The sequence below is a fragment of the Streptomyces virginiae genome (genome assembly GCF_000720455.1).
Lineage (GTDB): Bacteria > Actinomycetota > Actinomycetes > Streptomycetales > Streptomycetaceae > Streptomyces > Streptomyces virginiae.
The window spans coordinates 91,321-114,988 of record NZ_JOAK01000026.1; the positions used below are offsets into that span (position 1 = coordinate 91,321).

The window sequence follows — 23,668 nt, forward strand, 5'->3', positions numbered from 1 at the left end:
CGATGAAGGAGAACGGCGGGCGGGGCGGGGTCATCGAGCACGGATTTCCGCACCTGTCGACCGTGCGCGCCTCGATCACCGCGCTCTTCCGCCGCCTGTCGGCCGACGGGGTCCGCGCCCACGCCACGAGCCTCTCCCCCGCCGAGGCCGCCTTCGACACCTCGGACGATCTGCACCTGGGGGCGCAGCGGGTGGCCTCGGCGGTGGTGCGCGCGCTACGGCTGCCCGACGCGCGGATGGTGGTGGCCTTCCGGCCGATGGAGGAGGCCGCGACGGTGGAACTGGCCGCGGGCCCCGAGTACTTCGTCGAGGTCAACGACCGCTTCCGCACCCACCGTCGGGACTTGGCGGCGGCCCTGTCGCACGAGGTCGCCCACGTTCTGCTGCACCGGCTGGAACTCGCCTTCCCCGATCCGGCGGAGAACGAGATCCTCACCGACACCGCCGCCGCCTACCTGGGGGCGGGCTGGCTGCTCCTGGACGCCTACCGGGAGGACGCGCTCACCCACCAGAGGTTCGGCTACCTGACACCGGAGGAGTTCGGCTACGTCCTCGCCAAGCGGGCGGCGCTGTTCGGCGAGGACCCGTCCACGTGGTTCACCAGCCCCCAGGCCTACGAGGCCTACGTGCGCGGGAGCGCGCTGGCGGCCCGGGACCACCGCCGGGCCCCGCTCGCCACCGCCGGCCCGGGGGCGCGGCGGCGGTACGCGAGGGCGCGGCGCACCGGGGTCACCCCGGCGGACGGGTCGGCGTACCGCTTCGAGCGCGAGGGGTCCGGCCCGGGGCTGCGGGTCAGTTTCCCGTGCCCGGTGTGCGAGCAGCGGGTGCGGGTGCCGGTGCGCGGACGGCTGCGGGCGCGGTGCGGTCTGTGCCGCACGGTGCTCGACTGCGACACGTAGGGGTGTCCTGCCGATCATGCCGGGCCGACCGACAGGACCCCCTGGGCCCGGTCCGCCCGCATATGGCTTGATCATTCACCGGTCGGTCGCGAAAAGTTTCCTACCGGCCAGTAGACATGGGTGCGGTTCTCGCCAACTCTGGTCACGTACATGCCAATTCGTGACCGAGGAGCGCCCCCCATGCGCAGTTCCCGCCGCACCCGCACGCCCCGAACCGCCGCCGTCGGCGTGGCCGCAGCGGCCGCCGTCCTGACGCTCGTTCCGGCCACCGCGGCCCAGGCGGCCCCGGCCGCCGCGCCCGCAGCCGTCTCCGCACCGGCGCCCGCGCCCGCCTCCGCGTCCGCGTCCGCACCGGGCGGGAACGCGGCGATACTCGGCATCGACTACGCCACCTGGCAGCGGGAGGTGGCCGCCGTCGTCGACGCGGCCCGTCCGGCCATCGAGCAGCGCATCGCGAACTCGCCCGCCGGTGAGAAGCCGGCCCTCGTCCTCGACATCGACAACACCTCGCTGGAGACGGACTTCCACTGGTTCTGGACCTACCCGACCCCCGCGATCGCCAAGGTGCGCGCGCTGACCCAGTACGCCCACGCGCGCGGCGTCGCCGTCTTCTTCGTCACGGCCCGGCCCGGGATCATCCACTCCCTGACCGAGTACAACCTCAAGGCCGTCGGCTACCCGGTGTCCGGGCTCTACGTCCGCGACCTGCCCGACCTCTTCGAGGAGGTCAGCACCTACAAGACGGCCAAGCGCGCGGAGATCGAGGCGCGCGGCTACACCATCATCGCGAACATCGGGAACAGCCCGACCGATCTGGTCGGCGGTCACGCCGAGCGCACGGTCAAGCTCCCGGACTACAACGGCAAGCTCTCCTGACGCACCGGCGGGAACCGCACGGCTCCCGCCTCGCACGCGCACCCTTCGAGCGACCGTCGCGTGACGTCACGCAACTGCGCACAACTTCGCGCACAACAGATGGCCTGACTGCGGTTCAGCGGGTGGACCCAGCGGGTAGTCATACCTCAACGCACCGACGAAGACTCGGGCCCGACCCCTCGCCAGGGGGCCGGGCCCGCTTCCGTTTCCGGCCTCCGCGGGTGGGTCCGTTCCTCGCCCGCACCCCGCGGCAGGGGCTCACCCTCCTCCCGGACCTGCGCGGCGCGGAGGGCGGCACCGGCGGCGCCACCCCCGCCACCACCACCGCCGCCCCCGCCGCCCCCGAGCCCGCAGGCGCCGGCGGCGGCGGGTCAGCGCGAGCCGTACACCGGTAGCGGCGGCGCGGCCGCGGCCAGGAGTTTCACCGCCGTCTCGCCCGCCTCCGCCGGGGTCCACCTCCCGCCGCGGTCCGCCGTGGGGCCCGGCCGCCAGCCCTCCATGACGGTGATCCGGCCGCCTTCGGTCTCGAAGACCCGTCCGGTGACCCCGGCCGAGGCGTCCGCGCCCAGCCAGACCACGAGCGGGGCCACGTTCTCCGGGGCCATCGCGTCGAAGCCGCCGTCCTCGGGGGCGGCCATGGTCTGCGCGAAGGCCTCCTCCGTCATGCGCGTCCGAGCGGCCGGGGCGATGGCGTTGACCTGGACGCCGTAGCGGCCCATCTCGGCCGCCGCGACCAGCGTCAGGCCGAGGATGCCCGCCTTGGCCGCGCTGTAGTTGCCCTGGCCGACGGAGCCCAGCAGGCCCGCACCCGAGGAGGTGTTGACGACCCGGGCGGCCACGGGGCGGCCGGCCTTCGCCTCCGCCCGCCACCACGCGGCGGCCGACCGCAGCGGCAGGAAGTGCCCCTTCAGGTGGACCCGCACGACCGCGTCCCAGTCGTCCTCGTCCAGGTTCACCAGCATCCGGTCCCGCAGGAATCCCGCGTTGTTGACCAGCGTGTCGAGGCGGCCGAAGGCGTCGACCGCGGCCCGCACCAGGGAGTCCGCGCCCTGCGCGGTCGCGATGTCCCCGCCGTGCGCCACGGCTTCGCCGCCGAGCCCCTCGATCTCGCGGACCACCTGCGCCGCCGGGCTCTCCGGCCCGGGCAGCCCGTCCAGTCCCACGCCCAGGTCGTTGACGACGACCTTCGCCCCTTCCGCGGCGAAGCCCAGCGCGTGGGCCCGGCCCAGCCCCCGCCCCGCGCCCGTCACGATCACGACCCGACCCTCGCACAGTCCCGCCATCTCAGCCCTCCTTGTTGACAGTTGCCGCATCCAGGAACGCCGGGCGCTCCCCACCGCCGTGCACCAGCAGGCTCGCCCCGCTCACGTACCGCGCCCGGTCGGAGGCGAGGAAGACCGCCGCGTCGCCCACGTCCGCCGGTTCGGCGAGCCTCCCCAGCGGGACGGTCGCGCCGACGGCTTCGATCCCGGCCTCGTCGCCGTAGTGCAGGTGCGCCAGTTCGGTCCGCACCATGCCGAGGACCAGCGAGTTCACCCGTACCTCGGGTGCCCACTCGACGGCCATGGACCGGGCCAGGTTCTCCAGGCCCGCCTTGGCCGCGCCGTACGCCGCCGTCCCCGGTGAGGGGCGGGTTCCGCTGACGCTGCCGATCATCACCACCGAGCCGCGGGCCCGCTTCAGCCAGGGGTGGGCCGCCAGGGAGGCCGTCATCGGGGCGACGAGGTTGAGCTCGACGACCCGTGCGTGGCGTTCGGCGTCGCCCTCGCCGAGGAGCCGGTACGGGGTCCCGCCGGCGTTGTTGACCAGGCAGTCGAGCCGCCCGTACCTCCCGGCGACCGCGTCGAAGAAGTCCCGTACGGCGCCCGCGTCGCGCAGGTCGAGCCCGGTGAAGGACGCCTCGCGGCCGTCCGCCGACACCGGCCGGTCGGGGGGCCGCCGGGCGCAGACGGCGACCTCCGCGCCGGCCGCGAGGAACGACCGGGCGATCCCGGCGCCGACGCCCCTGGTTCCGCCGGTGACGACGACAACCCTCCCGTCGAGCTCCATCGGCTGCTACCTTCCTCACCTAACAAATGTTTGGTGGAAAGGTAGCTGATCCTCTCATGGGTGTCTCCACCTCCGACCCGGACAAGGGCGTCGCCCTGGTCACGGTCGACTTCCCGCCCGTCAACGCACTGCCAGTGCAGGGCTGGTACGACCTGGCCGACGCCCTGCGCACCGCGGGGCGGGACCCCGAGGTCCGGTGCGTGGTCCTCGCCGCCGAGGGCCGCGGGTTCAACGCGGGCGTCGACATCAAGGAGATGCAACGCGACACCGGCCACGCGGCCCTCATCGGCGCCAACCGGGGCTGCTACGAGGCGTTCGCCGCCGTCTACGAGTGCGAGGTGCCCGTCGTCGCGGCCGTGAACGGGTTCTGCCTGGGCGGCGGGATCGGCCTGGTCGGCAACGCCGACGCGATCGTCGCCTCCGACGACGCGGTCTTCGGCCTGCCCGAGCTGGACCGGGGCGCGCTCGGCGCCGCCACCCACCTGGCCCGGCTGGTCCCCCAGCACCTGATGCGCGCCCTCTACTACACCTCGCGCACCGCGACCGCCGCCGAACTGCACGCCCACGGCTCGGTCTGGAGGGTGGTCCCGCGTGAGGCGCTGCGCGGCGCCGCCCTGGAACTGGCCGCCGAGATCGCGCGGAAGGACGGCTACCTGATCCGCCTCGCGAAGGCGGCCATCAACGGGATCGACCCGGTGGACGTGCGCCGCAGCTACCGCTTCGAGCAGGGCTTCACCTTCGAGGCCAACCTCAGCGGGGTGGCCGACCGGGTCCGCGACACCTTCGGGAAGGAAGAGCGCGCATGAGCGACAAGACCATGACCGTCGAAGAGGTGGTCGGGCAGCTGCGCAGCGGGATGACCCTCGGGATCGGCGGCTGGGGCTCCCGGCGCAAGCCCATGGCCCTGGTCAGAGCGCTGCTCCGGTCCGAGATCACCGATCTCACCGTGATCTCCTACGGTGGCCCCGATGTCGGCCTGCTGGCGGCCGCGGGCCGGATCCGCCGGCTCGTCGCCCCCTTCGCCACCCTCGACTCCATCGCGCTGGAGCCGCATTTCCGGGCCGCCCGCGAGCGGGCCGCCTTCGCGCTGACCGAGTACGACGAGGCCATGTTCATGTGGGGCCTGCACGCCGCCGCCAACCGGCTGCCCTTCCTCCCGGTCCGCGCCGGCCTCGGCTCCGACGTGATGCGGGTCAATCCGGAACTGCGCACGGTCACCTCGCCCTACGGCGACGGCGAGGAGCTCGTCGCCGTCCCCGCCCTGCGCATGGACGCCGCCCTGGTCCACCTCAACCGCGCCGACCGCCTCGGCAACGCCCAGTACCTCGGTCCGGACCCGTACTTCGACGACCTGTTCTGCGAGGCCGCCGACGCCGCCTACGTCTCCTGCGAGCAGCTCGTGGAGACCGCCGAGCTCACCAAGGCCGGCCCCCCGCAGTCCCTCCTGGTCAGCCGGCACTCCGTCACCGGGGTGGTGGAGACCCCGAACGGGGCGCACTTCACCTCCTGCGCCCCCGACTACGGCCGCGACGAGGCCTTCCAGAAGCTCTACGCGAGCACCCCCTGGCCCGAGTTCTCGGCACGCTTCCTGTCCGGGGCGGGCGAGCACGACTACCAGTTGGCCGTCCGGACCTGGCACGAGGAGCAGCAGTGACCACGACGACCGCCACCCCCGCCGCCTCCGCCACCCGTGCCGAGGTCTGCGTGATCGCGTGCGCCGAGGCCTGGCGCGGCGACGGCGAGGTGCTCGCCAGCCCGATGGGCCTGATCCCCTCCTTCGGGGCCCGGCTCGCGAAGCGGACCTTCTCCCCCGACCTGCTGCTGACGGACGGCGAGGCCATGCTCGTCGGGCTCGACGGCACGCCCGAGGGCTGGCTCCCGTACCGGCGCCACCTGACCATGGTCACCGGCGGCCGGCGGCACGTGATGATGGGCGCGAGCCAGATCGACCGGTTCGGCAACCAGAACATCTCCTGCATCGGCGACTGGGAGCGGCCGGCCCGCCAGCTGCTCGGCGTGCGCGGGGCGCCCGTCAACACCCTCAACAATCCGGTGAGTTACTGGGTTCCCAAGCATTCGACGCGGGTCTTCGTCGAGCGGGTCGACATGGTGAGCGGCGTGGGCTACGACCGTGCCGCCGAGGCGGGGGTGAGCCGTTTCCACCGGCTGCCCCGGGTGGTCAGCGACCTGGGCGTCTTCGACTTCGCCGGCCCCGGGAACGCGATGCGGCTGGCCTCCCTGCACCCCGGCGTCACCGTCGAGCAGGTGCGGGCGGCGACCGGCTTCGAGCTGGCGCTGCCCGAGGAGGTCCCGTACACGCGGGAGCCGACCGAGGGGGAACTGCGGCTGATCCGCGAGGTGATCGACCCGGAGGGGCTGCGCGACCGGGAAGTGCGGGGCTGATCCGGTGGAGACGGCGTTCACGAAACTGGTCGGGGTCGAGCACCCCATCGTGCAGACGGGCATGGGCTGGGTCGCCGGCCCCCGCCTGGTGGCGGCCGCGGCGAACGCCGGCGCCCTGGGCATCCTGGCGTCCGCGACGATGACCACGGACCAGCTGCGGGCGGCGGTCCACGAGGTGAGGTCCCGCGTCCCGGAGGGGACCCCCTTCGGTGTCAACCTGCGTGCGGACGCCGGGGACGCGCCCGAGCGGGTCCGGCTGATCATCGACGAGGGGGTCCGGGTCGCGTCCTTCGCGCTCGCGCCCTCCAGGGAGCTGATCGGCCGGCTGAAGGACGCGGGCGTGGTCGTCGTCCCGTCGATCGGGGCGCGGCGGCACGCCGAGAAGGTGGCCGCCTGGGGCGCCGACGCGGTGATCGTGCAGGGCGGCGAGGGCGGCGGCCACACCGGGGACGTGGCCACGACGGTGCTGCTGCCGCAGGTCGTGGACGCGGTGGACATCCCGGTCGTCGCGGCGGGCGGCTTCAGCGACGGCCGCGGCCTGGTCGCGGCCCTGGCGTACGGGGCGGCGGGCATCGCCATGGGCACCCGGTTCCTGCTGACGTCGGACTCGACCGTCCCGGACGCGGTGAAGGCCGAATACCTGAAGGCGACGGTCCGGGACGTCACCGTCACCACGGCCGTCGACGGACTCCCGCACCGCATGCTCCGTACGGAGCTGGTCGATTCCCTGGAGCGGGCCGGCCGGGCCCGGGCGCTGGTCCGGGCGGTCCGGCACGCGGCGGGCCTGCGGAGGCTGTCCGGTCTGAGCTGGCCGCAGATGGTCCGCGACGGCCTGGCGATGAAACACGGCAAGGACCTGTCCTGGAGCCAGGTCCTGCTCGCCGCGAACACTCCGATGCTCCTCAAAGCGTCCATGGTCGAGGGCCGTACAGACCTAGGCGTCATGGCATCGGGCCAGGTCGCGGGGGTGATCGACGACCTCCCGTCCTGCGCGGAGCTCGTCCGCCGCGTCATGGCCGAGGCCCACACCGTGCTGGACCGTCTGCACGGGCCCGACGGACCGCACTCGCTCGACGCCCTGCCACCACCAGGGTGATCCCCCTTCTCCGTCACAGGAGTCGCCCCAATGAGCCGTGTCAGAATCCGCAGAGCGGCCGCGGCGGCCGTCGCCGCCCTCGCCCTCGCCACCCTGCCGACCGCCGCGCACGCGGCGGCGGCACCCGGAGCCGGGGTCAGCGCCCGGCAGCCTCACCAGCAGCAGGCCGAAACGATTCGTCAGATCGTTCTCCAGGGCGCCGTCAACGTCCGCGACCTCGGCGGCCACCGCACCTGGACCGGCGGCCAGGTCCGCCAGGGCCTCGTCTACCGCTCCGACGCACTGAGCAAGCTGACCGACGCGGACGTCACCACCGTCTCCGGTCTCGGCCTCACGAAGGTCGTCGACTTCCGCATCCCGATGGAGGTCCAGTACGACGGCGCCGACCGGCTGCCCGCCGGACTCTCCCCCACCGCCCGCCCGGTCAGCGACCTCGGCCTCTACGGGACCCTCGTCGCGGCGATCGGCAGCGGAGACCCCGTCACGCAGGAGCAGATGCTCGGCGGCGGGCGCGCCGAGGCCTACATGCGCGACATCTACCGCACCTTCGTGACCGGCCCCGAGAACCGGGCGCAGTTCGCGGCGACCCTGCGGGAGATCGCGGACGGCCGGCAGGGCCCGGTCCTGTACCACTGCACGTCGGGCAAGGACCGGACGGGCTGGATGAGTTACGTACTGCTGCGCGCGCTCGCCGTCCCCGAGGACACCGCCGAGCGCGACTACCTGGCGTCGAACACCTTCCGCGCCGCCTACGACGCCAAGGTGCGGGCGGGCCTGAAGCAGTCGGGCCGGATGCAGAACCCGGACCTGCTGATCCCGCTCCAGGAGGTCCGCCAGGACTACCTGGACTCGGCGACGGCGCAGCTGGAGGCCGACTACGGCAGCTTCTACGGCTACCTGACCCAGGGACTCGGCCTGGACCTGCGCACGCTGGCGAAACTCCAGACCAAGCTGGTCCGCTGACCGGCCCCGCCCCTCGCGCGCCCGCGGCGCCGGCTTCCTGCCGGCACCGCGGGCGTCCGGCCGGGGGCGATCCGCCCGGCAAGCTCCGAAAGACGCGCCCTAGCCCAGGCGGGCGGGGAACTCCCGTGCCGAGAAATGCGGCCCGCAGTCGTCGGTGCCCTCGCCCCGGCATATGAACAGCGTCGCGCCGGGGTTCAGACCCGGTGCCGACCGCAGCGTGAACGGCGCGGCGCCCGGTCCGCACTGGGTGGCGTACTTCGCGGCGGACGCACCGCTGCCGTCGAACCTGGCCCACAGGGAGTGGCATTCGGCGCCGGTGTTCCTCAGCTCGCCCTTGACCACCAGTGTCGTCAGGACGGAGAAGGGCAGTTCGCGCTCCGTCCAGCGCGTTGCGGTGACCGTGGCGGTTCCGTGCGCCTGGGACCGGGCGGTGTCAGCGGCCGTGGCGGGGCCGGCGCCGAGCAGGCAGGCGACGGCCGGGGCCATGACCACGGCAGCCGTCTTGGGGAGGGACAGGCGCATGCTGGTTCCTTACGTCGGTTGTTCTCGGACAGTGCGGATCGGCCGGCCCGTCGGCGGGCCGGGATGGGGGTCCTGCGGTGTTCCTCAGCCCGCGGCCGGTCCCGCCGACAGGAGCGCGTGCAGCGTGTTGCGGGCCGCCGCGGGGCTGAAGCGGGCCTCCAGCCGGCGGCCCGCCGCGCGGACCAGGCGGCCGTGCAGGGAGTCGTCGCGGACGAGGCGCACGATCTGCGCGGCGATGCCGGCCGGGTCTTCGCCGACGAGGACGTGACGGTCGTGTTCCAGGCCCATGCCTTCGAAGGCGAGCGCCGTGCCGACGACCGGCACCCCGCGCTCCAGGGCCTCGCCGACCTTGCCCTTGACCCCGGCCCCGTACCGCAGGGGGGCCACGGCCAGCCGGGTGCGCGCGTACATCGCGGCGAGGTCCTCGACCCAGCCGTGCACGGTCACCCCCTCGCCGGCGAGGGAGGTCACCGGCTCCGGGGCGGAGCTGCCCACCAGGTCCAGGGCCGCTTCGGGTATCTCTCGCCGGACCAGCGGCATGATCTCGTGTGCCAGCCAGCGGGCCGCGTCGACGTTCGGGGCGTGCTGGTAGTGGCCGACGAAGAGGACCCGTGCGCCGGCGGGGGCGGTGGCCTCCCGGGGGGCGTCGGCCGGGACGTGGATGTTGGAGAGCACCCGGACGTCGGCGTCCGGCACCAGGGGTGCGAGGACCTCCTGCTCGTCCGGGGAGACCACCAGTGTCACGTCGCTCTCCGCGACCAGGAACAGTTCGAGGGCGCGCATGGTCTCGGCCTGGGCCCGCAGCTTGAAGCGGTCCGCGTCGCCCTGCTCCCGGGCCAGTCGCGCCTGTCGTCCGAGCCGCCTGTAGTGCAGGTCCACCGTGTCGTACACGACCGTGCAGCCAGGGGCGAAGTCCCGTATCTCGCCGAGGAGTTCCAGGGCCGGCTGCGGTCGGCACAGCAGGGCGAGGGCGATCCTTCGGCCGTGCTCGCGCAGGAACCCCAGCTGCGCCCGCCGGTCGGCGAGGACGGCGACCCCGAGCTGCGCCAGCGCGGCGGCGTACCGCTGCTCGGCGCGTCCGTCCAGGGGGAAGAAGAGGACCTGCCGGCCCAGCCCGCGGATTTCCGCGATCATGCGGGTCAGGCGCAGGGAGCCCGAGTCGCGGTCGGGGGTGGGCAGTTGGTGATCGACGATCAGGACGGTGTCTGCCGCAGGTGTGCCCGGTTCCGTGGTGCGCACGTGGGTGTCAGCTCGCCAGGAGCACGGCGAGCAGGGCGGAGTTGAAGCCCTGGAGCGCCTCGCGCCAGGGGCCGCTCTGCTCGGTCTCGCGGATGATCCGCTCGGCCCGTTCGCCGACGGTCTTCTTGTCCTCGCCGGGCAGGAGCGCGGCGAGGGCGCCGATCGCGTGCAGGATCGTGATCAGGAGCGCGGTGGGCTCGTCCGGCTGCTGCCCGTCCGCCAGCGCGCCGCGGATGCGGGCGAGGACCTGGTCCTCGTGGGCCGGGTCGGCGGACGGCCAGGAGTTGGTACGGATCACGCCGAGGAACCGGCCCTGCTCGTGCCGCAGGTGGCCCTGCTCGACGAGGCCTTCCAGCAGGGGCCGCCACGAGCGGTGGCCGATGGTCTCCGCCGCCCAGCTCAGGCTCTTCTCCTTGGCGGACAGGGCGGTGAGGGCCTCGTCGAGGACCGGGTCGCCGGTGGGGGCGGTGTCGGTCACGACGGCACGGCTGCCCGCGGGCCGGTCCTGCGGGGTCTCGATGGTGATGCGGCCGGCCCGTACCAGGTCGAGCAGGACGGCGGTGCCCACGGCGCGGTGCCGGCGGCCCACCTCGATGGTGGTGCGGCCCGATTCGTCGTCGAGCAGGAGGAGGGCGAGATCCTGTGCGAGGGACATGTCGTCTTCTCTTTCTGTCGGTGTGATGGATGAGGGGGAAGCGGTGGTGGCGCGCAGCCGCGGGTGGGCGCGCGGCCGCGGGGCGGCTCGCTCAGACGGGGCGCTGCATGGCGCGTTCGCGGCGCGTCGCCATGACGGAGCCCGACTCGCGGCGTGCCGTGCGGCGCAGGACCGCGGGTGCGACGAGCAGGCCGAGCCCCGCCCAGAGGCCGAGTACTCCCACCGTCTCCCAGTGCCGCCAGCTCTCCCCGATCTCGGCGGCCACGGCGCCGGCGGGCAGCAGCGCGGCCCGGGCGGCCAGGCCGATCCAGTAGAGCGGGAAGGCCTCCGCCACGTGCTGGACCCAGGCGGGCAGCTGGGAGGCGGGGTAGAAGATCCCCGAGACCGAGGCGAGTCCGAAGAGGGGGATCATGACGAGGCCGATGTTGCGCGGGCTCTCGATGAGCGAGCCGAGGATCGCCCCGAGGGGCAGCATCGACAGCAGGCCGAGCGGCAGTACCCAGGCCAGTGCGAGCCAGAGTCCGGGGTTGCCGGGCGAGACGTCCGGCAGCATGAGGATGCCGGTGAGGACCACGACCGCGCAGGCGGCCAGCACGGTGCCGGCCACGTTTATGATCTTGCCGACGAGGTAGCCGGGCATGCCGTGGGGCATCGCCTTGAGCCGGAGCAGCGTGCCGTCCTGGCGGTCCACGATCAGCTGCTGGGTGAGGCTCAGCATGCCGTTGAAGGCCACGCACATGCTGATCAGACTGGGCAGCAGGAAGCCGGCGACGGACATCCCGGTGTCCCCCAGCTCGTTGTCGCGCAGCATGTGGAGCGGGGCCAGCAGGCCGACCAGCCAGACGAGGTTGCTGGCGAGGTCCTGGCCGTTGGTCACCATCTGGTGCAGTTCCCTGCCACCGCGGTGCAGCCCTTGCCGGAGCGTGATCCGCAGGGGATGCACGGCCGCGCGGGTGGTCGTACTCATGGACGTGCCGCCTTCCCGGTCGTCGTACCGGCCGCGTTCACAGGGCCGCTCCCGCGAGCCGTCGTGCCGCCTCGTCGGTGCGTCCCACTTCGGCGTCCCGGACGACGGCGAGGTAGACGTCCTCGAGGTTGACCTGCCGTACCCGGAGGTCGGCGACGTCGTCGCCGTGCTCCTCGAAGAGCCGGCGCAGGAAGCCGGTGACGTCCGGGGTCCGGTGCCGGTGGCCGATGCACCCCGTCGTCCAGGTCACTTCCACGTCCGCGCCGATCCGGCGGGCGAGTTCGTCGACCGTGCCGTGGGCGATGATCCGGCCGCCGACCAGGATGAGGACGCGGTCGGCGAGCTTCTGGGCCTCTTCCAGGTCGTGGGTCGTCAGGAGGATGGTGTTCCCCTGGTCCGCCAGGACCTTGACCAGGGTGTGGAACTCCTGGCGGGCCTCCGGGTCGAATCCGACGGTCGGCTCGTCGAGGAACAGCACCTCGGGGCGGCCCACCACTGCGATGGCCAGGTCGAGGCGGCGGCGCTGGCCGCCGGAGAGGCTGCCGACCCGTTGCTCCGCCTGGCCGGTCAGCCCGACGAGTGCGAGCAGTTGCGCGGTGTCCCAGGGGCGCGGGTGGTGCGGGGTCGAGTACGGGGCGTAGAACGCGGCGAAGTGCTCCAGCAGTTCCCGGACCCGCCACTTGCCGTGGTCGCGCCAGGACTGCAGGACCACGCCGAGGCGCGACCGCCAGCGCTCGTCGCCCTCCGCGGGATCGGTGCCCAGTACCCGGACGGCTCCGGCGGACCGCTCGCGGAACCCTTCCAGGATCTCGATCGTGGTGCTCTTTCCCGCGCCGTTGGGCCCCAGCAGCGCGACGACCTCGCCCCGGCGCACCGAGAAGTCCACCCCGTGCAGCACTTGGTGGCCGCCGTAGCGCATGTGCAGTCCGCGCACGTCGATCACGGGCCCGTCGGGCCCCTCGGGCCGGGCCGCGGCCCCGTGGTGAGGGGTGCGCGGGGCCGCGGCCCCGTCGTCGTCCTTCATCTGTTCCGTCCCCGCCTTCTCGTTCTCGTTCGTTGCCCGTGGTGGTCTGGGTGCCGTGTCTGCCTCGTGTGCCCCGCCGGTGGCCGGGAGGGCGTCAGCGGCCGGCGGGGGTGAGACCCGCCAGGGACGCCTCGACGACGTCCGCCGCGGCGCGGGCGCCGCCGGCTTCGGCCATCTCCGCGCGCACGGCGCTGAGCCGCCCGCCGATCGCCGGGTCGGTGACCGTCTCCCGCACGGCCGTGCGCAGCGTCTGCGGCGTGATCCGGCCCGGCGGGACGACCCGGCCGAGACCGAGGGCCTCGATCCGCTGCGCCGTGACGAACTGTTCGACGGCTTGCGGCAGCACGACCAGGGGAACGCCGTGGGCCAGGCCCTCCAGGACGCTTCCGGTGCCTCCTGCGGTCAGGAAGACGTCGGCGTGGGCCAGCACGCTCATCTGCGGCACCCACTCGTGGACCTCGACCCACGGGGGCAGCTCGCCGAGCCGGGCGGGACCGTCGTGACCGCTGCCGTGGCCGGTCGCGAGTACGACGTGCCAGCCGGAGCCGTCGAGTTCCTCGAAGGCCTGCACGCAGCGGCGGAAGACGTCGGTGCGCTGGTTGTAGGTCGTCCCGAGCGAGACGAGCGCGATACGCCGGTCCCCTTCGGGTGGCGCCCACCGGCCGTGGCCCTCGCGCTGCCAGGGGACGGGGCCGACGAAGGTGTGCTGGGCGCCCACCTTGTCCGCCTCGAACTGCAGGGACCGGGGCATCGCCACGATGCAGGGGGCTTTCTCGGACAGCGCCCCGGTCCCTTCGCCGACCGACGGGCCGGTGGCACCGCCGGCAAGGGCGTGTGTGGGTGAGAACTGCACTTCGGGCACGTTCCACCTGCGGGCGAGGAGCGGGGCGTGGCCGGTGACGGTGTCGTACACCACCAGGTCGGGCAGGTCGTCGGCGTAGGCGGCGGCGACCTGGGGCAGTGCGATGCTGCACTCGCGCCGGAAGGCGTCCACGGCGAGGCTGCCGTCGTCGTCGGCGGGCAGCCAGGTACGGCCGGGGGCGGTGCGGGAGGGGAAGGCGGAGGTGTAGCCGATCGCCGTGGCGCCGGTCCGCTCGACCAGCGGGGCGAAGTCGGCGCCGGTGGCGAAGGTGACCCGGTGCCCGCGCGCCACCAGTTCGGCCGCGAGGCCGAGCATGGGGTTCACATGTCCGTGCAGCGGAACGGACATGAGGGCGATGTGCGCGCCCGGGCCGCGGTACGTGGGCATGACCTTGCCTTCTCCTTGCTTGGACGTGTGGGGCCGACGGCCTATTCGTTCGGGTCGCCGGGTGCCTGCGCCAGGTCCGCGATGCGCCGCAGCCGTTCCAGATGGGCGGCGAGTGCCGTGCGGCCCAGGGGGGTCAGGCTGATCCAGGCCCTGATGCGCGAGTTGAGCGTCTCCTTGCGCATCGTGACGTAGCCGGCCGCCTGGAGGATCTTCACCTGCTTGCTGAGCACCGAGTCGCTCACCCCGAGGGCGTCGCGCACGACGGGGAACGCGAGGGATTCGACGGGGGCGAGCATGGCGCAGATCTGGAGCCGGTTGATCGGGTGGATCACTTCGTCGAAGTCCGGCAGCGGTTCGGCTCCCGGCTGCTCCTGCGAGCCCGCTCCCGTCACGGCCGCAGCTCCTCGGCGAGGGTCCGGTCCAGGCGCCGTCCGGCGAGGACGGTGGCGATCAGTGCGACCGCGCCGCACACCGCCATCGACCAGCGCAGGTCGGCGGCCCATTCCAGGACCAGCCCGACGGCGATCAGCGCCACCACGAAGGGCCCGAGGAGGGAGGTGGTCCGACGCAGGCCCGGCGTCGCGTAGTAGCGGTCGAGACTGACACCGGTGGCGCGGCCCGCGGCCGTCGTCAGCAGGAGCGGGCCCAGCGAGAGCCCGAAGATCACGCCGTAGGGGATCAGGTCCCAGTCGATGCTGACGGAGGCGAAGGCGAAGAGGAGGCAGCAGCCGACGCCCGGGTAGTACCACCAGGGGCTGGGTGTGCGCGCCACGATGCGGGCCCGGGCCGCCGCAGCCTGTTCGAGGGCCGCACGCGCGTCCGCCGGATCCATGGTGACCACCTCTCCGTCCACTGATGCACCTACCGTTTCCATACTGGAAACAATAACGTCGACTTTCCATCATGGCAACAGGCGGGTTCATCGGCGCACCGCCAGTTCCGCCGCGACCTCGTGGGCGGGGCCCACGTCCCCGAGCACGACCACGGTGTCCGTGACCGGCACGAAGAGGGCGCGCGCCGCCTGCGACACCGCCTCGCCCGACACCTCGCCGAGCAGCCGCGGCCGCCGGATCACCCACTCCAGACCGCGCCCGGAGACCATGGTGTGCCGCAGGGCGTCCGCGAGCAGGCCCGGCGAGTCGAACGCCGTGAGCAACTGCGCCGCACAGTACTGCCGTACCGTGTCCAGCTCCTCGCGGCCCGGCGGTGCGGCGGCCAGCGCTGCGGTCTCCTCGCGCACGTCCTGGACCGCGTCGGCCAGCGACCGGCGCGGTGCGGTGACCCGCACGAGCGCCCGGGCCCGGTCGCCGACGAGGTCCCGGGCCGCGAACACGACGTGCTCCGCCCGGCCCAGACGGCGGCAGCGCTCCGCGAGGCGCGCCCCGAAATGCCCTCCGAGCAGGGCGGTCGCCAGATAGCGGGCCGCGTCCCCGTGGCCCTCGCGGGGCGGTTCCGGCGCACACAGCGTCAGATGGACGGCGGCCGCGGACGGTTCCCGCAGGACGAGGACATCGGGAGCACCGGCCGTGGCCGGTACGAGGGGCCGCGAGGCGGGCAGGGTGCGCGCCGGGGCGGCCGCCCTCCAGGCGCCGAGCGCCCGCGCGGCCTCGTCCACCGCACGGCGCGGCGACACGTCGCCCACCACGACGAGGACCGCGTCGCCCGGCGACAGCAGCGCCCGGTGCAGCTCCGCGAGGGTCTCGGTGCCCGTCCCTTCCGGAGCCGCCTGCGGCCCGAGCCAGTGCAGGCGCAGCGCACCGTCCATCCGGTGCTCCGGCGAGCGCCGCAGGGCTGCGTTCCCCGGCTGCGCGGATCCGTCCGGCAGGCGGGCGGGATCCAGCAGGTCCGCCACGATGCCCAGCAGCCGGGGGAACTCCCGCGCGGGCGCCCACGCGCTGACGTCCGCCCACTGTCCGCCGGTGGACACCTGCAGTTCTCCGCCGAGGCGCATCGCCCGTACCGACGCCGTGGCGGCCCGGTCGGCGGCGCCCAACAGCCCGGCCGCCCGTTCGGGCCGGCGCCATCCGACGGGGCCCAGCGAGACCCGCAGCCGCACCTCGATCAGACCGGCCCGCCGGTCCGGTACGGCCATCACGCGCAGGCCGTTGCCCAGGACGGTCTCCCGGGCGCCGTCGAACGCCGGTGCCACGGGATCCCCGAGCGGCGGCATGGGCCGCGGCCGCACGGCCGGGCGCGTCGGCCCCGCGGGCTCCCCGGCAGGGCCGGGTGCCGGGACGGCGGGCGGGGGCGCGCAGGCCGGTCCGCCGCGCACCTCACCCGGCTCCAGCACCAGGACGGCCCGGTGCGCGTCGGCCAGCGCGGCGGCCGCGGAGGCGACCTGCTCGGGGGTGGCCGCGGTGAGCAGCCCGGGGAGTTCCAGCGCCAGTTCGGCACGGCCGTGCAGCAGTTCCAGGCGGCCGAGTGCGCGGCAGCGCCGCTGCAGGTCGGCGTGGTCGCGCCGGTGGCGGGCCGCGAGCGAGCGGGCCGCGGCCACGGCGTCGTCGCCGGACGCGGCCGGCCCGAGCGGATCGCGGAGCCGGGACCACCAGTCGGTCAGCCGGCCGGTGAAGTCCTCCGGGTCCTGGCCGGCCGGGAGCAGCGAGGTCACCACGAGCACGTCGGGGGAGAGCGCGTCCAGCGGGCCGAAGAACCCGCAGCCCGCTCCCACGGGCCCGGTGAAGGGCCGTGGCAGGCTCGACGCACCGGGCCGGCCGGTGAGTTCCGCGAGCACCATGTTGGCCACGTACGCGGGAAGTTCGGTGGCCGGGTCGGGCAGCAGGTGGCCGACGGCGACGGCCGTGCGCACCGCCTGCGGATCGGTGCGCCGCAGCAGGCGGTCGCGGTCCGGCTCGGGCTCGCCCAGCGGCTGCCGGCCGGCGACCGCGCGGGCGGGGATGTCACCGAAGTGGCGTTCCACCAGGTCCCCGAGCTCCTCCGGGCCCTGCGGGCCGACCACCGTCAGCACCGCGTTCGAGGGCGCGTAGTAGGCGTCGAAGAAGCGTGCGCAGTCCTCGGGCGTGATCCGGCCCAGCAGCTCCGGGTCACCGTATCCGTCGTGCGCGTTGGCGAAGGTGCGGAAGAGCGCCTGGGGCAGCAGGGGCCACGGGAAGCCGCCGTACGGCCGGCCGTCCCGCATGTGCCGGATCTCCCGGGCCACTTCAACGAGTTGCGCGGACAGCTCGGCGGGCGCGAAGCGCGGCGCGCGCATCCGGTCGGCCTCGCGGAACAGGGCCTGCTCCAGGGCCTGGGCCGGGACCGTCTGGAAGTAGTCGGTGTAGTCCTGGTGGGTGGTGCCGTTCGCGGCGCCCGCGAGCGGGAGCAGCCCGTCGAAGAACGCGCCGTCGGCGATGCTGGCGCTGCCCCGGAACATCAGGTGTTCGAAGAGGTGGGCCATGCCCTCCTGACCCGGCTGCTCCGAGCGGAACCCGACCCCGTAGTGCACCGCGACCGCCGCCCGGGGGGTGGGCCAGTGCGGGGACAGGACCACGCGCAGGCCGTTGGACAGGGTGCGCTTGTGCAGCCCGCCGCCGGCCGGCGCCGCGTCCGGGGTGGCCCGTGTCTGCGGTACGGCCGGTGTGCGGATCATGTCTGTCTCCCAAGGGTTCCGGCTCAGAGGTCCAGCAGGAACATCGCGAAGCCCGTGTACTTCTCGAAGGTCTTCTCGTCCCAGCCGACGTAGGCCGTGTAGTCGTGCAGGTGCAGCAGGACCCGCAGGGCGGCCAACCGGCCCCATTCGTCACCGAGGTCGCGCCCGTATCCCTGGAAGAGCGCGTCGAGCAGGCGCGGCCACGCGGGATGGCCGTCACCCCGGTACCACTTGAGTTCGACGAGCTCGCCCAGGATCCAGCCGAGGTCGAAGTACCAGGGCGCCAGGCACAGGTCCTCGCCGATCAGCAGGTCGGCGCCGCCGGACGGTACCGCGGGGACCAGGGAGCCGAGGGCGGGTGCGCCGTGGCAGAGCACGGGGTCCGGCTCGTCCGCGATCCGCGCGCACAGTGCGTGCAGCGCGGCCATGCGCGTCTCGCCGAGGCGGGGACGCAGACGCGACTCCGCGTACGCGGCCCGGGGGCTCGCGGCCCGGCCGGCCAGCCAGTCGGTGAACCGGACGAGTCCGCGCGGCCGGGTCTGCGGGCCTCCGGCCAGGTCCTGGGGCACGGGGGTCTCGTGGAGGGTGCGCAGCAGGCGGCCGACTCCCTCCAGGACGGCGACGAGGTCCTCGTCCGGGCCGTGGTGCAGCAGGCGCCGGGCGACCGACTCCGGGCCGCGCACGCGGTAGCGGCGTCCGCCCGGTTCGGCGGTCTCGGTGCCCGCCGCCCAGCGGACGGCGCCGGCCGGCGCCTGCGCGTCTGGTGCGTCCGGTGCGATCGGTGCGGCGGGGCCGTGGGGGCCGGCCAGGTCGAGGCCGGGCGCGGCGAAGGGCGCGGGCGACAGGGGGCCGGGACGGCGCACCCACGTGTACCCGCGGTCCGGGTCCCCGGTCACCACCGTGTGCAGCAGTCCGGTCCCGAACTCCCTGCGCTCCGGGACCTGTGCGGACGCCGTCTGCTCGACCGTGACCGCGGTCCCGGTCCCGGTCCCGGTTTCGGTCCCGGTCGCGGGTGAGGTGCCGCTCATGCCTGTGCTCCGTCCGCCAGCAACGCCGCGTACGCGAGGGCGTCCGCTTCCGGCGTCGGGCTCCCGGCCCGTTCCCGGCGCTCCCGCTCCTGCTCGCGTTCCCGTTCCCGTTCGGTCCTGCGGTCCTCGATGCGGCGCAGCGCCTCGGTCAGGGGCGGCGGGACCCAGCCGTCCTCCCGCCCGGTGGTCAGGCTGTACCCCGGGGCCGGCGGCACGAGAACGACATTGGGCCGGGCCGCCAGGGTGGACCAGTGCGACCGGAACGCGGGGCTGTCCAGGCCGCCGGGCGGCAGCGAGGGAGCCACCGCCACGATCGCGTCGGTGCACTGGAGGGCCAGCAGCACCGGTGTGTCGGCGAGGCCCAGCGCCAGCCGGGCCGTGAAGTGGAACGTCGACGGGTAGACGAGTACGGCCTGAGCCCACTCGGCGTACTCCACGTGCCGGGCCCGGGTGCACTCCTCCCAGGCGTCGATCTCCACGTCCTCCTCCAGGCGCAGGCCGAGTGAGAGCGGGGTGACGAACCGTTCGGCGCTGCGGCTCATCGCCACGCGCACGGTCAGCTGCGGATACTCGCGCCGGAGCCAGCCGAGCCACTGGGGCAGCCCGATGGCCGAGGCCGAACCGGTGACGACGAGCAGCAGCCGGGAGATCCCGAACGGCGCGACCTGCGCGGATTCCACCGTTTCCGGCGCCCCGACGGCCGTGTGGGCGTCCTGTCGGGGCGGGTACGCCGTCATGCGGCATCCACCAGGCGGAGCAGCGCCTCGAGTTCCCGCAGCGCGGCGGGACCGCCCTCGGTCATCGCGACGCCGGTGACGTTGAGCACGATCTCGTCGACGCCGGCCGCCGTGAACTGGGCGAACTTCTCGCGGATTTCCGACTCGTCGCCGTAGAGGAACGCGTCGCCGCCCACCAGCGCCTTGCCACTGGCCTCCGGGTCGGCCTTCATGTCCACGTCGATGCCGGAACGGCTGAGCATGTCGGTGTAGTGCGGCAGCCGCATGTGTCCCGAGTTGCTGGCGAGCGCCAGCTTCGTCGCGTCGCGGTTCGGGCCGGCGAGCGCGACGGGCACGATCGCCACCACGCGCGGCACCGGCCGCCCGGTCTTCCCCGCGCCGGCGCGCAGTGCGGGTACCACGGTGTCCTGCAGGTACGCGGCGGGGGTCAGCCAGGTGATGGCCACGTCGGCCAGTTCACCGGCGAGTTCGGCCATGCGCGGCCGGAGCACGCCGAGCCCCACCTGGACGGGCGGCAGCGGCATCCGCGGCAGCGCGGCACGGCAGGTGTAGAACTCGCCCTCGTGGTCCGCCTTCCCTTCCGCGAGCAGGTCGCGGACGATCGTGACGTAGTCGCGGACCGCGCCGAGCTGGCTGCGGTAGGGGGCGCCGAGGATGCTGCTCTGGAGCACCTTGGCTCCGGGCCCGAAGCCGGCCACCACGGAGTGGCCCATGGCGGCGGCGAGGCTCTGGGCCCGCAGCGCGGCGTCGTACGGGTGGCAGAACGGCATCAGGGAGACCGAGGTGCCGACCGGGCCGCGGAAGCCGCTGGCAGCGGCGTAGGTGAACGCCTGGTGGGTGTCGCTCGCGGTGCCCTGCCCCTGCCAGAGGCGGCCAGCCTTGCTCCACTGGGCGAGCGCGGCGAAGGGGAGGAGCTGTTCGGGGCGCGTCGGTACGAACGGCACCAGGAAGGAGTGGTCGCTCATGCCCGTGCCCCCGTCTCCAGGACGCGTGCGTCGGCGTCGGCCGCCGTGCCGTCCTCGGCGGCCAGCATCTGGCCGCGCACCAGGCGCGCGTACACGGGGCAGTCCCGCATCAGCGTGGCGTGCTGTCCTTCTCCGACCACGCGGCCCTCGTCGAAGACGATCACGTGGTCGGCGTGCTGGACGGTGGAGATCCGGTGGGCGACCACGAGCATGGCCCGCTCCCGGGCGAGTTCGTCCACCAGGTCCCGGAGCTTCTGCTCGTTGACGCTGTCCAGCTGCGAGGACGGCTCGTCGAGGAGTACGAGATCGGACTCGGAGAGCATGGCGCGGGCGATGGCGAGGCGCTGGCGCTGCCCGCCGGAGAGGTCGACGTTGCCCGCGAGGACGGTGTCCAGGCCCTGCGGGGTGCGGGCCAGTTCCTCGGCGAGGCCGACCCGGTCGAGTACCCGCAGCATGTCGTCGTCCGAGACCGAGGTGGCGCTCCGCCCGAGGGTGAGGTTGCTGCGGACGGATTCCTGGACGAGCGTGGCGGACTGGTCGACGTACGCCATGCGGCGGCGCAGGTCGCCCAGGGGCCAGTCGGTGACGTCCCGCCCGAAGACGCGGACGCTGCCGCCGTCGGCGAGGGCGAAGCGCTCGATGAGTTCGAGCGAGGTCGTCTTGCCGGAACCGGACAGGCCCACCATGGCGGTGAGTCCCCGGGCCGGTACGCGGAAGTCCGCGCCGCGCAGCACCGGCGTCGAGCCGTAGCCGAACCGGACGTCCTCGAACTCGACGGCGGGGGCGGCGGGCCGGCGTTCCGGCAGCGTCGCGCGGTCCTGGTCGCCCGCCTCCTGCTCCATGGCGAACAGGCTGGTGAAGCGCTCCCGCGCGACCACGCCCATCTTGAGGGCGGTCACCGCGGACGCGATCATCATCAACGGGGCGGTGAGCTGGAGCAGGTACAACAGGAACGCCACGAAGTCGGCGAGCGAGAGGCGCCCGTCCAGCATCCGCGCCCCGCCGCCCGTGATCACCGCGACCAGTGCGATCTGCTGGCCGAGTGTGATCACCGGCATCATCAGGGCTTCCATGCGCGCCGCGTCGATCTCGCGTCGGGCGACGTTCTCCGCGTGTTCGGCGAGGTCGTCGCCGACCTGCTGCTCGGCGCGGTAGGCCTTGATGACCTTGACTGCGTCGGTGGCGGCGATGTAGCGCTGGGCGAGGCTGCTCGTGACTTCCTGCACCGAGATGTAGCTGCGCCGCAGGCCCTTGACGACACCGGTGATGAGTACGGCCGCGACCGAGAAGGCGCCGAGGGTCACCAGGAGCAGCACCCAGTCGATGAACCCCATGATCACGAGGGTGCCGACGGTGGTGAGCGCGGCCATCGGCAGCTGGATGGGGCCCGCGTCGATCAGCTTCTTGATGCGGGACGTGTCGGCGGTGATCCGGGCGACGAGGTTGCCGCTGCCCTCGGCACGGATGTCGGACACCTTCATGCCCAGCGTGTGCCGCATCGTCCGGACGCGCAGGCGGCAGATCATCCGCTGGCCCAGGCGCGCCAGCAGGAACGTGGCGCCGGCGCCGGCCAGGGCGGAGCCGATGCCGAGGGCCACCAGAAGCCCGGTCCACCAGGTCAGCCCGTCGCCACCGAGCGTCGAGAGCAGCTTGCCCACCACCCACGGCAGGGTGAGGGTCGACGCGGTCGACAGCAGGGCCAGCAGGGCGACGAGCGCGATCTGGCCCTTCCGGTCGGCGGCGAGTTCCCGCAGGATGCGGAAGTCTTGGTTGGGGTCGGGCACGGCCACTGGGCGTCTTCCTTTCACAATGCGCGTGCGATTCCTCGGGCGGGCGGAGTTCAGCGGGGTGCCAGTTCCAGCAGGGTCCGCAGCCCCGTACGCCCTCGCCAGGTGACCTTCAGCCCGGCCTCGGTGCACAGCGCCTCCAGCTCCTCGGCGGAGCGCGACGGAGCCGGCATCATCGAGCGGAACTGCAGTTCGGTGGCCGGGCCGTTCGTGGGCATGGCCACGTCGGCGAGCAGGATCCGGCCCTCCGGGCCCGCGGCGTCACGGCACCGGCCGAGGATCCGTACGGCGTCGTCGTCGCGCCAGTCGGCGAGGATCGCGGAGAGCAGGTAGACGTCGGCGCCCTTCGGCAGCGGGTCGAAGAAGCTGCCCACCACGGCTTCGGCCCGGTCGGCCACCTCGCTGCGCGCGAAGCGGGCGCCGGCCTGTTCCGCGACGTTCTTGAGGTCGACGAGCGTGCCCCGCAGGTGCGGGTGGTGGCGCAGCAGCGCCAGCAGGATGGCGCCGAGGTGTCCGCCGACGTCGACGACGCTGCGGGCGCGGCTCCAGTCGTACTCGGTGACGATGTACTGGGCGCCCCAGGACAGCGGCTGGTCGGCGACCGCGTCGAACGCCCGGGCCTGCTCGCCCCACTCCTCGGCGTAGGCGGGGTCGTTGTTCACGCTCTCCCAGTAGCCGCCGCCGTGGGTGGGTTCACCGGTGCGGACGGTGTGGTCGAGGCGGAGCAGGGACTGCGTGCCGCGGCCGATCATGCTGTCGTTGCGCAGCACCTGGCGCAGGCTGAAGGGGTGGTCGGACAGCAGCGGCTCGCCGATCGGGGTCAGGGAGTAGTGCCGTCCCTCGTCGTCCGCCGTCAGGATGCCGATGTCGGCCAGGTGTCGCAGGAGGGAGTCGGTGACGTCGGGCTGCGTGCCCGCGCGTTCGGCGAGGGCCTCGGAGGTGGTCGCGCCGGCCTTGATGTGGTCGGCGAGGCACAGCGTGGCCGTGGCTCGGATGGCGGCCGGGGTCAGCAGGTCCGCCATGGACATCAGTTTCTCGTAGGGCTGGGGCTCTGCCATCGGTCGCGCCTCACGCTGGAAGTTCGAGGGGTGGAGGGGTGGTGCGGCGTGCGCGGGAAGGCCCGCGCACGCCGCACCGGGTGGTCCCTGAGGGGGATCAGCAGCCGTCGTCGACGGTCTTCGAGACGACCTGGCCGCTCATCCAGCTGATGCTCGCCGACACGGCGGCGCAGCCCCAGGTGGTGGCCGGGGCGTCGGAAGCCGCGGACAGGTTGATCTCCTCGACGGAGCTGTATGCCTCGTAGCCCGACAGCAGCTCTACGATGGACGTGGCCTTCTCCATGTGCTCTCTCCTAAATGAGTGCGTGAATCGAGTGGGCTGCTCGCCGCTCCGCTTGCCCCGGAGCGGTGAGCGCGGCTCTGTGGCCGGTTTTTCAGCAGGTGGCTTCGTACGTCGCGGCGCTGAGGAAGCTGACCGCGGCGGAGGCGCAGTACCAGGTGGTGGCGGGAGCGTCGGCGACGGCGGTGACGTCGAGCTCGTTCGCGTCCATGTAGGTCTCGTAGCCTGCGACGAGTTCCATGATGCTGTCGTTGCTGTTCATGATTCTTCTTTCTCGTTCGAGTG

At 73.5% G+C, this 23,668-nt stretch carries 26 protein-coding genes; 8 read left to right on the plus strand and 18 right to left on the minus strand.

The genetic code is table 11. The features are described 5' to 3' along the window. Positions 1–2 precede the first annotated feature (2 nt). The 3 genes from IG86_RS0130295 to IG86_RS43255 all read left to right on the plus strand — a co-directional run bounded on the left by IG86_RS0130295 (position 3) and on the right by IG86_RS43255 (position 2,170). A complete protein-coding gene (locus IG86_RS0130295) occupies positions 3–899 on the plus strand; it encodes a hypothetical protein (protein ID WP_030901185.1) in 897 nt (298 codons plus the stop codon). 180 nt (positions 900–1,079) lie between these two features. Further along, positions 1,080–1,775 carry an HAD family acid phosphatase gene (locus IG86_RS0130300; protein WP_030901188.1) on the plus strand — a complete coding sequence of 232 codons (696 nt, stop codon included), beginning with the start codon at positions 1,080–1,082 and terminating at the stop codon, positions 1,773–1,775. Between the two features lie 221 nt (positions 1,776–1,996). Beyond that, complete coding sequence (locus IG86_RS43255; RefSeq protein ID WP_157854937.1) at positions 1,997–2,170, plus strand: hypothetical protein; 174 nt, start codon at positions 1,997–1,999, stop codon at positions 2,168–2,170. On the opposite strand, the gene IG86_RS0130310 is transcribed toward IG86_RS43255, so the two are convergent. Beyond that, positions 2,147–3,058 carry an SDR family oxidoreductase gene (locus tag IG86_RS0130310; RefSeq protein ID WP_030901190.1) on the minus strand — a complete coding sequence of 304 codons (912 nt, stop codon included), beginning with the start codon at positions 3,056–3,058 and terminating at the stop codon, positions 2,147–2,149. The two genes, IG86_RS43255 and IG86_RS0130310, sit on opposite strands and share 24 nt — an antisense overlap. 1 nt (position 3,059) lies before the next feature. After that, positions 3,060–3,824, minus strand: a complete 765-nt coding sequence (locus tag IG86_RS0130315) for an SDR family oxidoreductase (RefSeq protein ID WP_030824781.1) — start codon at positions 3,822–3,824, stop codon at positions 3,060–3,062. A gap of 56 nt (positions 3,825–3,880) precedes the next feature. On the opposite strand from IG86_RS0130315, the gene IG86_RS0130320 reads away from it, so the two are divergent. Genes IG86_RS0130320 through IG86_RS0130340 form a run of 5 tightly spaced genes read left to right on the plus strand, consistent with a single transcriptional unit; the run spans position 3,881 to position 8,286 of the window. Then, positions 3,881–4,630 (plus strand): enoyl-CoA hydratase family protein, encoded by a 750-nt coding sequence (locus IG86_RS0130320; RefSeq protein WP_030824778.1) that lies wholly within the window; start codon positions 3,881–3,883, stop codon positions 4,628–4,630. Further along, positions 4,627–5,478, plus strand: a complete 852-nt coding sequence (locus IG86_RS0130325) for a CoA transferase subunit A (protein ID WP_030824775.1) — start codon at positions 4,627–4,629, stop codon at positions 5,476–5,478. Before IG86_RS0130320 ends, IG86_RS0130325 begins: the two co-directional genes overlap by 4 nt. Further along, on the plus strand, positions 5,475–6,227 hold the full coding sequence (locus IG86_RS0130330; protein WP_030901195.1) for a CoA-transferase subunit beta: 753 nt from the start codon (positions 5,475–5,477) through the stop codon (positions 6,225–6,227). The genes IG86_RS0130325 and IG86_RS0130330 overlap by 4 nt, the downstream gene beginning before the upstream one ends. 4 nt (positions 6,228–6,231) lie before the next feature. Beyond that, positions 6,232–7,323 carry an NAD(P)H-dependent flavin oxidoreductase gene (locus IG86_RS0130335; protein ID WP_037943292.1) on the plus strand — a complete coding sequence of 364 codons (1,092 nt, stop codon included), beginning with the start codon at positions 6,232–6,234 and terminating at the stop codon, positions 7,321–7,323. A 30-nt stretch (positions 7,324–7,353) separates the two neighbouring features. Continuing rightward, entirely contained in the window at positions 7,354–8,286 is a 933-nt protein-coding gene (locus IG86_RS0130340) for a tyrosine-protein phosphatase (protein ID WP_030824765.1), read from the plus strand. Positions 8,287–8,385: 99 nt separating this feature from the next. Here the strand turns inward: IG86_RS0130340 and IG86_RS0130345 are convergent, their stop codons facing one another. From IG86_RS0130345 to IG86_RS43770, 16 genes are all read right to left on the minus strand, one after another. After that, positions 8,386–8,808 (minus strand): hypothetical protein, encoded by a 423-nt coding sequence (locus tag IG86_RS0130345; RefSeq protein ID WP_030824762.1) that lies wholly within the window; start codon positions 8,806–8,808, stop codon positions 8,386–8,388. A gap of 84 nt (positions 8,809–8,892) precedes the next feature. Further along, positions 8,893–10,047 carry a glycosyltransferase gene (locus IG86_RS0130350; RefSeq protein WP_030901200.1) on the minus strand — a complete coding sequence of 385 codons (1,155 nt, stop codon included), beginning with the start codon at positions 10,045–10,047 and terminating at the stop codon, positions 8,893–8,895. A 7-nt stretch (positions 10,048–10,054) separates the two neighbouring features. Next, positions 10,055–10,702: a GOLPH3/VPS74 family protein gene (locus tag IG86_RS0130355; RefSeq protein ID WP_030901203.1), complete on the minus strand. Its 648-nt coding sequence runs from the start codon at positions 10,700–10,702 to the stop codon at positions 10,055–10,057. Positions 10,703–10,793: 91 nt separating this feature from the next. Next, positions 10,794–11,669, minus strand: a complete 876-nt coding sequence (locus IG86_RS0130360) for an ABC transporter permease (RefSeq protein WP_107051889.1) — start codon at positions 11,667–11,669, stop codon at positions 10,794–10,796. Positions 11,670–11,706: 37 nt separating this feature from the next. Then, complete coding sequence (locus tag IG86_RS0130365; protein WP_244306155.1) at positions 11,707–12,588, minus strand: ABC transporter ATP-binding protein; 882 nt, start codon at positions 12,586–12,588, stop codon at positions 11,707–11,709. Between the two features lie 199 nt (positions 12,589–12,787). Further along, on the minus strand, positions 12,788–13,942 hold the full coding sequence (locus IG86_RS0130375; RefSeq protein WP_045936601.1) for a nucleotide disphospho-sugar-binding domain-containing protein: 1,155 nt from the start codon (positions 13,940–13,942) through the stop codon (positions 12,788–12,790). Positions 13,943–13,983: 41 nt separating this feature from the next. Then, on the minus strand, positions 13,984–14,334 hold the full coding sequence (locus IG86_RS41710) for a transcriptional regulator (protein ID WP_234316055.1): 351 nt from the start codon (positions 14,332–14,334) through the stop codon (positions 13,984–13,986). Continuing rightward, entirely contained in the window at positions 14,331–14,816 is a 486-nt protein-coding gene (locus IG86_RS42575) for a hypothetical protein (protein WP_157854938.1), read from the minus strand. The genes IG86_RS41710 and IG86_RS42575 overlap by 4 nt, the downstream gene beginning before the upstream one ends. A gap of 45 nt (positions 14,817–14,861) precedes the next feature. Continuing rightward, positions 14,862–17,528, minus strand: coding sequence for a M16 family metallopeptidase (locus tag IG86_RS40280; RefSeq protein ID WP_051785508.1), 2,667 nt, complete (start codon positions 17,526–17,528; stop codon positions 14,862–14,864). Positions 17,529–17,551: 23 nt separating this feature from the next. After that, the gene (locus IG86_RS0130395; RefSeq protein WP_030824741.1) at positions 17,552–18,556 is read right to left on the minus strand and encodes an aminoglycoside phosphotransferase family protein; all 1,005 of its coding nucleotides are present in this window, start codon (positions 18,554–18,556) and stop codon (positions 17,552–17,554) included. Beyond that, positions 18,553–19,293: a flavoprotein gene (locus IG86_RS0130400; RefSeq protein ID WP_063761582.1), complete on the minus strand. Its 741-nt coding sequence runs from the start codon at positions 19,291–19,293 to the stop codon at positions 18,553–18,555. Before IG86_RS0130400 ends, IG86_RS0130395 begins: the two co-directional genes overlap by 4 nt. Further along, positions 19,290–20,258 carry an LLM class flavin-dependent oxidoreductase gene (locus IG86_RS0130405; protein ID WP_030824725.1) on the minus strand — a complete coding sequence of 323 codons (969 nt, stop codon included), beginning with the start codon at positions 20,256–20,258 and terminating at the stop codon, positions 19,290–19,292. The genes IG86_RS0130400 and IG86_RS0130405 overlap by 4 nt, the downstream gene beginning before the upstream one ends. After that, positions 20,255–22,048 (minus strand): ABC transporter ATP-binding protein, encoded by a 1,794-nt coding sequence (locus tag IG86_RS0130410; protein ID WP_045936602.1) that lies wholly within the window; start codon positions 22,046–22,048, stop codon positions 20,255–20,257. Before IG86_RS0130410 ends, IG86_RS0130405 begins: the two co-directional genes overlap by 4 nt. A 50-nt stretch (positions 22,049–22,098) precedes the next feature. After that, a complete protein-coding gene (locus IG86_RS0130415; protein WP_030824719.1) occupies positions 22,099–23,103 on the minus strand; it encodes a methyltransferase in 1,005 nt (334 codons plus the stop codon). Between the two features lie 97 nt (positions 23,104–23,200). After that, positions 23,201–23,386: an LxmA leader domain family RiPP gene (locus IG86_RS39270; protein ID WP_037848572.1), complete on the minus strand. Its 186-nt coding sequence runs from the start codon at positions 23,384–23,386 to the stop codon at positions 23,201–23,203. A 91-nt stretch (positions 23,387–23,477) separates the two neighbouring features. Next, complete coding sequence (locus IG86_RS43770) at positions 23,478–23,645, minus strand: LxmA leader domain family RiPP (RefSeq protein WP_167751178.1); 168 nt, start codon at positions 23,643–23,645, stop codon at positions 23,478–23,480. Positions 23,646–23,668: the final 23 nt, after the last annotated feature.

Excerpts from the sequence above, each read along its gene's own strand:
- IG86_RS0130315 (WP_030824781.1), bottom strand. The coding sequence starts at position 3,824 with ATGGAGCTCGACGGGAGGGTTGTCGTCGTCACCGGCGGAACCAGGGGC.
- IG86_RS0130365 (WP_244306155.1), bottom strand. The coding sequence starts at position 12,588 with ATGCGCTACGGCGGCCACCAAGTGCTGCACGGGGTGGACTTCTCGGTG.
- IG86_RS0130345 (WP_030824762.1), bottom strand. The coding sequence starts at position 8,808 with ATGCGCCTGTCCCTCCCCAAGACGGCTGCCGTGGTCATGGCCCCGGCC.
- IG86_RS0130360 (WP_107051889.1), bottom strand. The coding sequence starts at position 11,669 with ATGAGTACGACCACCCGCGCGGCCGTGCATCCCCTGCGGATCACGCTC.
- IG86_RS0130400 (WP_063761582.1), bottom strand. The coding sequence starts at position 19,293 with ATGACGGCGTACCCGCCCCGACAGGACGCCCACACGGCCGTCGGGGCG.
- IG86_RS0130295 (WP_030901185.1), top strand. The coding sequence starts at position 3 with ATGAAGGAGAACGGCGGGCGGGGCGGGGTCATCGAGCACGGATTTCCG.
- IG86_RS0130340 (WP_030824765.1), top strand. The coding sequence starts at position 7,354 with ATGAGCCGTGTCAGAATCCGCAGAGCGGCCGCGGCGGCCGTCGCCGCC.
- IG86_RS0130300 (WP_030901188.1), top strand. The coding sequence starts at position 1,080 with ATGCGCAGTTCCCGCCGCACCCGCACGCCCCGAACCGCCGCCGTCGGC.
- IG86_RS0130325 (WP_030824775.1), top strand. The coding sequence starts at position 4,627 with ATGAGCGACAAGACCATGACCGTCGAAGAGGTGGTCGGGCAGCTGCGC.
- IG86_RS0130310 (WP_030901190.1), bottom strand. The coding sequence starts at position 3,058 with ATGGCGGGACTGTGCGAGGGTCGGGTCGTGATCGTGACGGGCGCGGGG.
- IG86_RS39270 (WP_037848572.1), bottom strand. The coding sequence starts at position 23,386 with ATGGAGAAGGCCACGTCCATCGTAGAGCTGCTGTCGGGCTACGAGGCA.
- IG86_RS43770 (WP_167751178.1), bottom strand. The coding sequence starts at position 23,645 with ATGAACAGCAACGACAGCATCATGGAACTCGTCGCAGGCTACGAGACC.
- IG86_RS0130320 (WP_030824778.1), top strand. The coding sequence starts at position 3,881 with ATGGGTGTCTCCACCTCCGACCCGGACAAGGGCGTCGCCCTGGTCACG.
- IG86_RS0130405 (WP_030824725.1), bottom strand. The coding sequence starts at position 20,258 with ATGAGCGACCACTCCTTCCTGGTGCCGTTCGTACCGACGCGCCCCGAA.
- IG86_RS0130375 (WP_045936601.1), bottom strand. The coding sequence starts at position 13,942 with ATGCCCACGTACCGCGGCCCGGGCGCGCACATCGCCCTCATGTCCGTT.
- IG86_RS0130355 (WP_030901203.1), bottom strand. The coding sequence starts at position 10,702 with ATGTCCCTCGCACAGGATCTCGCCCTCCTCCTGCTCGACGACGAATCG.
- IG86_RS0130415 (WP_030824719.1), bottom strand. The coding sequence starts at position 23,103 with ATGGCAGAGCCCCAGCCCTACGAGAAACTGATGTCCATGGCGGACCTG.
- IG86_RS0130395 (WP_030824741.1), bottom strand. The coding sequence starts at position 18,556 with ATGAGCGGCACCTCACCCGCGACCGGGACCGAAACCGGGACCGGGACC.
- IG86_RS42575 (WP_157854938.1), bottom strand. The coding sequence starts at position 14,816 with ATGGAAACGGTAGGTGCATCAGTGGACGGAGAGGTGGTCACCATGGAT.
- IG86_RS40280 (WP_051785508.1), bottom strand. The coding sequence starts at position 17,528 with ATGATCCGCACACCGGCCGTACCGCAGACACGGGCCACCCCGGACGCG.